11 protein-coding genes and 2 pseudogenes are annotated in these 11,376 nt (G+C 72.9%); 11 read left to right on the forward strand and 2 right to left on the reverse strand.

Annotated elements, in window-relative coordinates:
- Positions 1-33 precede the first annotated feature (33 nt).
- Positions 34-309, reverse strand: coding sequence for a hypothetical protein (locus ABTY56_RS33145; RefSeq protein WP_350633082.1), 276 nt, complete (start codon positions 307-309; stop codon positions 34-36).
- Between the two features lie 456 nt (positions 310-765).
- On the opposite strand from ABTY56_RS33145, the gene ABTY56_RS33150 reads away from it, so the two are divergent.
- Positions 766-2,427 carry an APC family permease gene (locus ABTY56_RS33150; RefSeq protein ID WP_350633083.1) on the forward strand — a complete coding sequence of 554 codons (1,662 nt, stop codon included), beginning with the start codon at positions 766-768 and terminating at the stop codon, positions 2,425-2,427.
- Positions 2,428-2,504: 77 nt separating this feature from the next.
- Here ABTY56_RS33150 and ABTY56_RS33155 read toward each other — a convergent pair whose 3' ends face one another.
- Positions 2,505-4,130, reverse strand: a complete 1,626-nt coding sequence (locus ABTY56_RS33155; RefSeq protein WP_350633084.1) for an FAD-dependent oxidoreductase — start codon at positions 4,128-4,130, stop codon at positions 2,505-2,507.
- 303 nt (positions 4,131-4,433) lie between these two features.
- Between ABTY56_RS33155 and ABTY56_RS33160 the strand changes: the two genes are divergently transcribed.
- The 10 genes and pseudogenes from ABTY56_RS33160 to ABTY56_RS33205 form a co-directional block, all read left to right on the forward strand.
- Positions 4,434-5,609: a SchA/CurD-like domain-containing protein gene (locus ABTY56_RS33160; protein WP_350633085.1), complete on the forward strand. Its 1,176-nt coding sequence runs from the start codon at positions 4,434-4,436 to the stop codon at positions 5,607-5,609.
- Between the two features lie 54 nt (positions 5,610-5,663).
- Complete coding sequence (locus tag ABTY56_RS33165) at positions 5,664-6,089, forward strand: cupin domain-containing protein (protein WP_350520168.1); 426 nt, start codon at positions 5,664-5,666, stop codon at positions 6,087-6,089.
- Positions 6,086-7,342 carry a beta-ketoacyl-[acyl-carrier-protein] synthase family protein gene (locus ABTY56_RS33170; protein ID WP_350633086.1) on the forward strand — a complete coding sequence of 419 codons (1,257 nt, stop codon included), beginning with the start codon at positions 6,086-6,088 and terminating at the stop codon, positions 7,340-7,342. Before ABTY56_RS33165 ends, ABTY56_RS33170 begins: the two co-directional genes overlap by 4 nt.
- A 5-nt stretch (positions 7,343-7,347) precedes the next feature.
- Positions 7,348-8,589: a beta-ketoacyl synthase N-terminal-like domain-containing protein gene (locus tag ABTY56_RS33175; RefSeq protein ID WP_350633087.1), complete on the forward strand. Its 1,242-nt coding sequence runs from the start codon at positions 7,348-7,350 to the stop codon at positions 8,587-8,589.
- Between the two features lie 44 nt (positions 8,590-8,633).
- The gene (locus tag ABTY56_RS33180; RefSeq protein ID WP_350633088.1) at positions 8,634-8,894 is read left to right on the forward strand and encodes a phosphopantetheine-binding protein; all 261 of its coding nucleotides are present in this window, start codon (positions 8,634-8,636) and stop codon (positions 8,892-8,894) included.
- Between the two features lies 1 nt (position 8,895).
- Entirely contained in the window at positions 8,896-9,351 is a 456-nt protein-coding gene (locus ABTY56_RS33185) for an SRPBCC family protein (protein WP_350633089.1), read from the forward strand.
- Positions 9,348-9,677 (forward strand): TcmI family type II polyketide cyclase, encoded by a 330-nt coding sequence (locus tag ABTY56_RS33190; protein ID WP_350633090.1) that lies wholly within the window; start codon positions 9,348-9,350, stop codon positions 9,675-9,677. Before ABTY56_RS33185 ends, ABTY56_RS33190 begins: the two co-directional genes overlap by 4 nt.
- A gap of 345 nt (positions 9,678-10,022) precedes the next feature.
- Positions 10,023-10,517 (forward strand): hypothetical protein, encoded by a 495-nt coding sequence (locus tag ABTY56_RS33195; protein WP_350633091.1) that lies wholly within the window; start codon positions 10,023-10,025, stop codon positions 10,515-10,517.
- Positions 10,518-10,620: 103 nt separating this feature from the next.
- Positions 10,621-11,280, forward strand: a pseudogene (locus tag ABTY56_RS33200) (class F sortase); the annotation flags it as partial.
- A gap of 1 nt (position 11,281) precedes the next feature.
- Positions 11,282-11,376, forward strand: a pseudogene (locus ABTY56_RS33205) (L-threonylcarbamoyladenylate synthase); the annotation flags it as partial.

Here is an 11,376-nt window from a genome sequence, read left to right on the forward strand (position 1 = left end):
GGGTGGCCGCCGACCGGCCCCCGGGGAGGGGGCTCACTCCTCGCCGGGGCGGGGGTCCGGGTTGATCGCCTGGCCGTCGACGGGCTGACCCCAGGCGTCGTCACCGAGTGCGTCGACGCAGTAACCGCTGCCCTCGACGTGCCCGCCCGCGCTCCGGCACTGCTCGGAGGTGACGTCCCGGAGCCCGGTCGCCGACGCCGGAGCAGCCGCGGCGGAGACCGCGGCACCGGCGGCGGTGGACGCGGCGGTGGCGAGCAGGACGACGGAGGCGGTCGAGGCGGCCACCCGGGCCAGACGTGAGCGGTTCATGCGGACCACCACAGCACGGCCGCGCGCGCCCGGCGACCACAGGGCGCCCGCCCGGGTGGCCGCCGAGCGGGGCACGACCGGGCCGACCGCCACGCAACACCCTTGTGGAACAGCGAAGTTGGCGAAGAGCCGTGCGCCTTGACGGGGCCCGGCGCGGGCCGCTCGAAGCCCCCTCGCGCATCACTATGCGGAGATCTTCAATTCCATGAATCGCCGGGGTCCCCAATCTTGCAGGCTCGCGGCTCAAACCTCAACCGCCGCTCAAATCCCGGACTTACCAACAAGTAACGTAACAGACAACTGAACAGAATGCCTCCTACCAGCACGGATATCCGGCAAAGAAAGTAAACATTCAGTAATGAAATCTGTGCAGAGGTCTATGAATAGCCCTACTGTGTGGCAACTCTCCGCGCTCCGCCCATCCCGCTGGAGCCCCCACACACAGAGAGATCGCCCATGGCTTCCCTCAACCAGATCTCGCCGCCCGGACAGAGCACCGGCGCCGAATCCGGCACCACCACCCGGTCGCTCAAGCGCCACGTGGGCCTCATCGGCCTCATGTGGGCCTCGGTCGGCTCGATCATCGGCTCCGGCTGGCTGTTCGGCGCGAAGAACGCCGTCGTCGCCGCCGGACCGGCGGCCCTCCTCTCCTGGGGCATCGGCGCGGTAGCGATCGTGCTGCTCGCCTTCGTGCACGCCGAGCTCGGCGGCATGTTCCCGGTCGCCGGTGGCACCGCGCGCTACCCGCACTACGCCTTCGGTGGCCTCGCCGGCATGTCCTTCGGCTGGTTCTCCTGGCTCCAGGCCGCGACCGTCGCCCCGATCGAGGTCGAGGCGATGATCGGCTACGCGGGCCACTGGCACTTCGCCAAGAGCTTCCTCAACGCCAACGGCACCCTCACCACCAGCGGCTTCATCGTCGCGGTGCTGCTGATGGGCGTCTTCGTGGCGGTCAACTTCCTCGGTGTGCGGGTCCTCGCGGCCACCAACTCGATCGCGACCTGGCTCAAGATCGGCGTCCCGCTGCTCACGATCCTGGCGCTGTCGATCACCAACTTCCACGCCTCCAACTTCACCTCGCACGGCTTCGCCCCGTTCGGCGCCAAGGGCGTCCTCGCCGCGATCAGCTCCAGCGGCATCATCTTCGCGCTGCTCGGCTTCGAGCAGGCCATCCAGATCTCCGGTGAGAGCCGCAACCCCAAGCGCGACATCCCCCGCGCCGTCCTGGGCTCGGTCGCCATCGGCACCCTGATCTACGTCCTGCTGCAGGTCGCCTTCATCGGCTCGCTGCCGGTCAGCTCCTTCATCAACGGCTGGGACAAGCTCGACTTCCCGGGCATCGAGGGTCCGTTCGCCGGCCTCGCCACCCTGGTCGGCCTCGGCTGGCTCTCCTGGGTGCTGTACTTCGACGCCATCGTCTCCCCCGGCGGCACCGGCCTGATCTACACCACCTCCACCTCGCGCATCTCCTACGGCCTGAGCAAGAACGGCTACGCGCCGCAGAAGTTCGAGCAGCTGGACAAGAACGGCGTGCCGTGGTTCGGCCTGATCATGTCCTTCATCACCGGCGTGATCTGCTTCCTGCCCTTCCCGAGCTGGCAGGAGCTGGTCGGCTTCATCACCTCCGCCAGCGTGCTGATGTACGCCGGCGCCCCGCTGGCCTTCGGCGCCCTGCGCCGCCGGCTGCCGAACCACGAGCGCTCGTACCGGCTGCCGCTCGGCGGGATCATCTCCCCGGCCGCCTTCGTGGTCTCCAGCCTGATCATCTACTGGTCCGGCTGGCACACCCTGTCCCGTCTGGGCATGGCGATCGTGCTCGGCTACGCCCTGCTCGGCGGCTACGCGGCCTACGCGATCCGCAAGGGCCTGCCGAACGCGCCCCGGCTCAGCTGGAAGTCCGCCCAGTGGCTGCCGGTCTACCTGGTGGGCCTCGGCCTGATCTCCTGGCAGGGCGGCTTCGGCGACGGCACCGGCCGGATCCCGATGTGGTACGACATGGGCCTGGTGGCGGTCTTCGCGCTGGGCATCTACTTCTGGGCGATCCGGGTGGCCCTGCCGGCCGAGGCGATCGAGCGTGAGGTCGCCGACGTCGAGGTGGTCGACGCGGGCGGTCACTGACCCCCACCCAGTGATCCTCACCCACTGACGCGCAAGGGCCCGCCGGTCGTTCGACCGGCGGGCCCTTGCGCGTGTGTTCAGAGGCCCAGCACCGTCCGCAGCACCGTGCCCAGCTCGGCCTCCGGGTCCAGCGCCGGGCCGGGCGAGCGCCAGGCGACGAAGCCGTCCGGGCGGACCAGGACCGCGCCCTGCGGGCCGATGCCGTGCAGGGCGGCGAAGTCCGAGCCCGGCTCGGGGGCCAGGTCGTCCTCGGCCCCGTCGCCGATCCGGTAGGCGTCCAGCGGGACGGCCAGCCGGTCCGCGGCCCGCCGGGCACCCGCCTGCCAGGCGCCGCCCTCGGGACCGGTGAGCAGCACCATCGCCTGCTCGTACAGGTCCAGCGTGGAGAGCTTGACGCCCGCCCGCAGCAGCCACTGGTGCGGGGCCCTGCTGCCCGGCTCGCCCGCCGCCTCGAACTGCTCCGGGACGACGGCGCCCGCCCGGTCCGTGCCGATCACCGCGCCGACCGGGTAGCGGTAGCCGAGCGCCACCGCGAGCACCCCGGCCTGCCGCCCGACGCCCGGCACCACCGCGTAGCCCGGGTGGCTGTGCTCGGCGGAGCGGGCCGAGGCGCGCTCACCGGTCACCTGGGCGACCGGCCGCCGCTCCTGCCCGTACGTCTCCAGCAGCCGCGGCCCGGCCCAGCCGCACAGCACGGCGGCGAGCTTCCAGGCCAGGTTGTGGGCGTCCTGGATGCCGGTGTTGGAGCCGAAGGCACCGGTCGGGGACATCTCGTGGGCGGAGTCCCCGGCGAGGAAGACCCGCCCGGCGCCGTAGCGCTCGGCCACCCGCTCGGCGGCGTGCCAGGGCGCCCGGCCGGTCACCTCGACGTCCAGTTCCGGCAGGCCGACGGCGGTGCGGATGTGCCGTTCGCAGCGCTCGTCGGTGAAGGCCTCCAGCGGCTCGCCGTGCTCGGGGTGCCACGGCGCGTGGAAGACCCACTCCTCCTGGTTGTCCACCGGCAGCAGCGCGCCGTCCGCCTCCGGGTTGGTCAGGTAGCAGGCGATGAAGTGCCGGTCGCCGACCACCTCGGCCAGCCGCTTGGCCCGGAAGGTGATGCTCACGTTGTGGAAGAGCTCGCCCTTGCCGGTCTGGCCGATGCCCAGGCGCTCGCGGACCGGGCTGCGCGGGCCGTCCGCCGCGATCAGGAAGTCCGAGCGCACCACCCGCTGCTCGCCGTTCTCCCTGCTGCGCAGGACCGACGTCACGCCGTCGGCGTCCTGCTCGAAGGAGATCAGCTCGGTGCTGAACCGGACGTCCCCGCCCAGGTCGCGGGCCGCCCGCAGCAGCACCGGCTCCAGGTCGTTCTGGCTGCACAGGCACCACGAGCTGGGGCTGAAGCGGGCCAGCCGACCGCCGGGGTCGATCGCACGGAACAGCCACTCCTGCTCGGCGCCGGTCAGCGAGGGCGCCTGCAGGATGCCGTGGTTGGGGGCCAGGATCGAGGCCGCCTCCCGGATCGCCGGCTCGATCCCGGCCACCCGGTACAGCTCCATGGTGCGGACGTTGTTGCCCCGGCCGCGCGGGTGACGCGAGGTGTCGGCGTGCTTCTCGACCAGCAGGTGTCTGACCCCGAGCCGGCCGAGGAAGAGCGAGGCCGACAGCCCGACCAGCGAGCCGCCCACGATCAGGACCGGCACCCGGTCGTCGATCTTCGGATTCATCTTTGCTCCGCCCTGTAACGGGATTCCGCGGCCCGGCGACTGGGCTCGGCGCCGCCCTCGACGGGCCCGCTCAGCCGGGGGCCCCGCTCTTCCATCCCCCGCCGGAGGCCGGCTGTGCCGCCCCTTCGCCCGGATGGCCCGCAAATCTCGCGCCGCACCCGGTGCGCCGCCCACGATCGACCTCAGGCCTGGAGCCGACCGCCCGGGCCCGACCGCCGTCGCACCGCCTTCCCAGGCCGGGGAGCACCCGCCGGGCACGGCCGACACGGCCCGCAGCGTGCGGCCCAGAGCAGAAAGTGGATCATGACAACTCTGTCCGAACCCCAGCCGAAGCAGCAGGACGAGTCCGACTCCCGGTTGCGGGTGGTGCTGATGCTGGAGATCCAGGACGGCGCCCAGCAGCGCTTCCTCGACGTCTACGAGCAGCTGCGCCACCAGGTGGCCTCGGTCCCCGGCCACGTCAGCGACCAGCTGTGCCAGTCGATCAACGACCCGCGCCAGTGGCTGATCACCAGCGAGTGGCGGGACCAGGAGACCTTCCTGCAGTGGGTGGACAGCCCGGCCCACCGCGAGATGGTCAAGCCGATGCACGGCTGCGTCAGCGACAACTTCCGCTCGCTGCGCTACGCCGTCCTGCGCGAGACCTCGGCGGCCGGCTCGACCGGCACCCGGGCCCCGATGGAGGTGCCGCCCGGCCTGCCGCCCACCACGCCGGCCGGCCACGTCGGCCCGCCGAAGGCCGAACCTGGCCCGGACGGCGTGGTCCGCCACGCGCTGACCTTCACCGTCAAGCCCGGCAGCGAGCCCGAGGTGGCCAGGATCCTGTCCGGCTACGCCTCCCCCCGGGCCGAGGTGGACGAGCACACCCGGCTGCAGCGCACCTCGCTGTTCATGCACGGCAACCGGGTGGTGCGGGCCGTCGAGGTGGTCGGCAACCTGGGCGACGCCCTGCGGCACGTGGCGATGCAGCCCGAGGTGCGAGCCGTCGAGGAGGCGATCAACCCGCACCTGGAGGAGGCCCGCCAGCTGGGTGACCCGCAGGCCGCCCGCGCGTTCTTCGCCAAGGCCGCGCTGCCCGCCAAGCACCAGGCGATCGCCAGCTCCCCCGCCTCCGGCCGACTGCACCGGCACGCCGTGCTCTACCCCGTCCGCCCGGGCAACGGGCGGGCCGTGGCCGAGCTGCTGGCCGAGCACGACAACCTGGCCACCGCCGACCCGACCGGGCCGGTGGCGGCGGGCACCGTCTTCCAGCGCGAGGACGTGGTGGTGCGCCTGGTCGACCTGCGGGTGCCGGCCGAGGCCGACCCGGCCGCGGCCCTCGGCGTGGCGGACGACCGGGAGGCGGCCGCGCTGGCCCGGCTGCTCGACCTCGGCCCGCAGGGCGACCTGCGCACCGTCACCGGACTCGGCGCCTTCCTCGCCGCCCGGGCCATGAACCCGGTCACCGACCGCAGCTCCGCCGACCCCCGCAACAACTGACGCTCCGCCACCCCGAACGTCAACTCCACGTCGACTCCACGGAGGAAGACCATCATGACCACGCAGTACCCACGGATCGTCAACGTCGACGAGGCTCCGGAGAACCGCCGTCACGGCGCCGAGCTGCGCACCATGCTCACCCCGACCACGTGCGGGGCGACCAGCGGCTTCATGGGCCTGGCGATCGTCCGGCCCGGCGAGCGGATCGGCGAGCACTACCACCCGTACTCCGAGGAGTTCGTGTTCGTCGTCTGCGGCGAGCTGGAGGTCGACCTGGACGGGGAGACCCGGCCGCTCAAGGCCGACCAGGGCCTCATGATCCCGATCAACATGCGCCACCGCTTCCGCAACGTCGGCGACACCGAGGCCCGGATGGTCTTCCACCTCGGCCCGCTCGCCCCGCGCCCCGACCTCGGCCACGTGACCACCGAGGAGTCCGCCGCCTCCGGCCCGCCGGAACACGCCAAGGTGGCCTCGTGACCCGGCGCGTCGCCGTCACGGGGATCGGTGTGGTCGCGCCCGGCGGGGTCGGGGTCCCGGCGTTCTGGGAGCTCCTCACGGCCGGCCGCACCGCGACCCGGGGCATCACGCTCTTCGACCCCACCGGGTTCCGCTCCCGGATCGCCGCCGAGGTCGACTTCGACCCGGCGGCCCACGGGCTGAGCCCGGAGGACGCCCAACGGGCCGACCGCTACGTCCAGTTCGCGATGGTCGCGGCCGACGAGGCGATCGCCGACGCCGGCCTGGACCTCGCCGCCGAGGACCCGTGGCGGATCTCCGTCTCGCTCGGCACCGCCGTCGGCGGCACCACCCGACTGGAGCACGACTACGCCCTGGTCAGCTCCGCCGGCGCGCGCTGGGACGTGGACCACCGACAGGCGGAGCCGCAGCTGCACCGGGCCTTCGCGCCCAGCACGCTCGCCTCCGCGGTGGCCGAGCGGACCGGCGCCCGCGGCCCGGTGCAGACCGTCTCCACCGGCTGCACCTCCGGCCTGGACGCGATCGGCTACGCCTTCCAGGCGGTCGAGGAGGGCCGCGCCGACATCTGCATCGCCGGCGCCTCCGACTCCCCGATCTCGCCGATCACCGTCGCCTGCTTCGACGCCATCAAGGCCACCAGCGAGCGCAACGACGACCCGCAGCACGCCTCCCGTCCCTTCGACGCCGACCGCGACGGCTTCGTCCTCGGCGAGGGCGGCGCCGTCCTGGTGCTGGAGGAACTGGAGCACGCCCGGCGCCGCGGCGCCCGGATCTACGGCGAGGTCGGCGGCTTCGCCACCTTCGGCAACGCCTACCACATGACCGGCCTCACCAAGGAGGGGCTGGAGATGTCCCGGGCGATCGACCACGCGCTCGCCCACGCCCGGGTCGACCGCACCGACGTCGACTACGTCAACGCGCACGGCTCGGGCACCAAGCAGAACGACCGCCACGAGACGGCCGCGGTCAAGCGCTCGCTGGGCGGGCACGCATTCGGGACCCCGATGAGCTCGATCAAGTCGATGGTCGGGCACTCGCTCGGCGCGATCGGCGCGATCGAGGTCGTCGCCTGCACCCTGGCGCTCGCCCACGGCGTCGTGCCGCCGACCGCCAACTACGAGACTCCGGACCCGGAGTGCGACCTCGACTACGTGCCGCGCACCGCGCGCGAGCTGCCGCTGAGCCACATCCTCTCGGTCGGCAGCGGATTCGGCGGATTCCAGTCCGCCGTCGTGCTCAACAGAACGGGGTGAGTTCCATGACGTCACGTCAGCATGGCCGCCGGGCGGTGGTCACCGGCCTCGGCGTGGTGGCGCCGAACGGTGTCGGGGCCGACGCCTTCTGGAAGGCCACCAGGCAGGGCGTGAGCGTCCTCGACCGGATATCCCGCGAGGGCTGCACCGAGCTGCCGCTCAGGATCGCGGGCCAGGTACGGGACTTCGAGCCGCAGTCGGCGATCGACAACCGCTACCTGGTGCAGACCGACCGCTTCACGCACTACGCAATGGCCGCCGCCGACCTGGCGGTGGCGGACGCCGGCTTCCGGCCCGACCCCGAACAGCCCTTCGCGGTCGGCGTGGTGACCGCGGCCGGCTCCGGCGGCGGCGAGTTCGGCCAGCGCGAGCTCCAGCAACTCTGGGGCCAGGGGCCGAAGTTCGTCGGCCCGTACCAGTCCATCGCCTGGTTCTACGCGGCCAGCACCGGCCAGATCTCGATCCGCGGCGGCTACAAGGGCCCCTGCGGTGTCGTCGCCAGCGACGAGGCCGGCGGCCTGGACGCCCTCGCACACGCGGCCCGCTCGATCGAGCGCGGCACCCACGCCATGGTGGTCGGCGCCGCCGAGGCCCCCCTGGCTCCCTACTCGATGGTCTGCCAGCTCGGCTACCCCGAGCTCAGCCTGGCCGAGCGGGCCGAGGAGGCCTACCTGCCGTTCACCGCGCGGGCCTGCGGCTTCGCCCCCGCCGAGGGCGGCGCGATGCTGATGCTGGAGGACGAGCGGACGGCGCAGCGGCGCGGCGCCAACGTCCGGGCGCACCTGGCCGGGCACGGCGCCACCTTCACCGGGGCCTCCCGCTGGGAGGAGTCCCGCGAGGGGCTGGCCGCCGCGATCCGGATCGCGCTGGACGAGGCCCGGATCGCGCCCGAGGAGATCGACGTGGTCTTCGCGGACGCCCTCGGCGTCCCCGCCGCCGACCGGGCGGAGGCACTGGCGCTGGCCGACGCGCTCGGCCCGGCCACCGAGCGCGTCCCGGTCACCGCGCCCAAGACCGGTACCGGCCGGGCCTACTGCGGCGCCCCGCTGCTGGACGTGACCGCCGCCGTGCTGGCCATGGAGGACGGCGTGCTGCCGCCCACCCCCAACGTCACCGAGGTCTGCCACGACCTCGCCCTGGTGACCGACCGCGCCCGCCCGGCCGAGCTGCGCACCGCCCTGGTGCTCAGCCGCGGGCTGATGGGCTCCAACTCCGCGCTGGTGCTCCGGCGCGGGGAGCCGTCCTGAACCTCCCGAACCACTCCGTCACACCTTCGAAGGGACACACCCCCGTGAGCAACACCCTCAGCTATCCGGAACTCGCCGCCCTGCTGCAGGCCCGGGCCGGCGTCACCGTGGAGCCGAGCGACCTGGAGCAGCCGGGCGCGCAGTTCGACGTGTTCGGCGTCGACTCGCTCGGACTGCTCGGCGTCGTCGGCGAGTTGGAGAACCGGCACGGCCTCAAGGTCACCTCCGGCGCCGAGTCCGCCAAGACCCCGGCCGAGTTCATCGAGCTGGTCAACTCCTCCCTCTCCGCGAAGGCTGGTGCCTGAGATGCCCGGACACACCGACAACGAGATCGTCATCGCCGCGCCGCTCGACCTGGTCTGGGAGATCACCAACGACCTGGAGAACTGGCCGGAGCTGTTCAGCGAGTACGCCTCGGTCGAGGTCCTGGAGCGCGACGGCGACCGCGTGCAGTTCCGGCTCACCATGCACCCGGACGAGAACGGCCAGGTGTGGAGCTGGGTCTCCGAGCGCACCACCGACAAGTCCTCGCTCGCGGTGCGGGCCCGCCGGGTCGAGCCCGGTCCGTTCGAGTTCATGGACATCCGCTGGGAGTACGCGGAGGTCCCGGCCGGCACCAGGATGCGCTGGATCCAGGACTTCGCGATGAAGCCCACCGCGCCGGTCGACGACGACGGCATGGTCAACCACATCAACAAGAACTCGCGGATCCAGATGCAGCTGATCCGCGAGAAGGTCGAGAAGCGGGCGGCGGAGCTGTGAGCGGCGCGCACCGGGCCCTGATCGTCGCCCGGATGAAGCCCGAGGCGGCGCCGGACATCGCCGAGGTGTTCGCCGAGTCCGACCAGGGCGAACTGCCGCACCTGATCGGCGTCACCGGCCGCAGCCTCTTCCAGTTCGGCGACGTCTACCTCCACCTGATCGAGGCCGACCGCCCGCCGGGCCCGGCCGTCGCCAAGGTCGTCGGACACCCGGACTTCCGGTCCGTCAGCGACCGCCTGACCGCCTTCGTCCAGGCCTACGACCCGGCCACCTGGCGCGAGCCGAAGGACGCGATGGCGCGGGAGTTCTACCGCTGGGACCGCTGAACCGGCGTCCCCGATGGGCCCGCCCCCGGCCGTGTGCCGGGGGCGGGCCCATTGCGCTCCCCCGCCGGTCCGGGGCACGCCCCTGCCCCCGACCGCCGACCCCCGACGCCCGGCCCCCGGCCCGCAGCGCCCGGCCCCTGTGCGGATTCACCCGGATCGCCCGGCCAGCCGGGTGAACACACCCGGGACTCCACCCGAAGGGCGCACAGTCCGTGCCGGCGCTGCCACGCTCCGGTGGCAGGCGGCGGCACCGTGGTTGACGGTGGATCAGGCGCACCCCCCGCGAGTCCCCTTGCCCGGCACCGTGTCGGCGGTCGCGGTCCGCGCGCCGGAAGGATCATCCTCATGCGTTCTGCACGCACGCTGCTCGCCGCGGCGGCCGTCGCCGCCGTCCTCACCGCCGGTGCCCCCATGGCCTTCGCCGACGGCTCTTCCGACCAAGGCAAGAACCTCACCTGGCAGGAGAAGCAGGACAAGCCCGACAAGGGCGCCGCCGACGCTCCGAAGGGCGCCGACAGCTCGATGGGCTCGGCCGCCTCCCAGGAGCACAAGGGCACCGACTCCAAGGGCACCGAGGAGCACAAGGGCTCCGACTCCAAGGGCACCGAGTCCAAGGGCGAGGAGCACAAGGGCTCCGACTCGAAGGGCGAGGAGCACAAGGGCTCCGAGGCCAAGGACGAGGACCACAAGACCCCGCACGGCGGTGTGCACACCGGTGGCGGCGGTCTCTCGCTGTCCGGCGGCGGGCTCGCCTCCGGCGCGGTGCTGCTGCTCGGCGGCCTCGGAGCCGGCGCCTTCGCCCTGCGCCGCGGCCGCCGCGCCTCCGGCGCGGTCGCCTGACGCCCGACGCGCTGCTTCCGCCGCCTCCGGGCGCCTTCCCCGGCCGGGGTGGGGCGCACCGGGGGCGGCGGGCCGTTCGGAACCGGTTGAGCGGAGGACAGGAATGACGGGTGGTCCCGCCTCTGGAATGCCCCGGCTGCTGCGCGCCGGGATGGGCGCGGCAGCGGTGGGTCTGCTGCTGATCTACAACTCGGTGGACACCGAGCCGAGCACCGACGCGGCGGCCACCCAGGCCGCTCCCCCGGCGGCCACCGCCTCGGCCGTCCCCGGGCCGCCGGCCGCCGCCTCCCCGCCGCCCTCGGCGGCCGCGCCGGGGGTACCGGCGCTCAAGGCCTCCAAGCCGACCCGGCTGCGGATCCCGCAGATCGCCGTGGACGCACCGTTCACCGAGCTGACCCTCAACGCGGCCGGCCAGCTCAACGCGCCGCCGCCGGACGACAAGAACCTGGTCGGTTGGTACCGCGGTGGCGTGACCCCGGGCGAGCGCGGCAGCGCGGTCGTCGCCGGGCACGTGGACACCACCAAGGGCCCGGCGGTGTTCCTGCTGCTGAGCCTGCTGCTGCCCGGCAACAAGGTCGAGGTGAGCCGCGCCGACGGCACGGTCGCCGTCTTCACCGTGGACGCGGTGGAGACCTTCGCCAAGGACGCCTTCCCCGACCAGAAGGTGTACGGCAAGACGCCCGACGCCCAGCTGCGGCTGATCACCTGCGGCGGCACGTACGACAAGAAGCGGCGGGACTACCTGGACAACGTGGTGGTCTTCGGACCGCCACCACTTCACCCTGATGTGCGAGAACTTCGCCCAGCTGGGGCAGTTCGTCCAGATCGACAACGCCGTCTTCCGCGCCGTCAAGGCGGC

This window comes from Kitasatospora sp. NPDC097691 (genome assembly GCF_040302665.1).
Lineage (GTDB): Bacteria > Actinomycetota > Actinomycetes > Streptomycetales > Streptomycetaceae > Kitasatospora.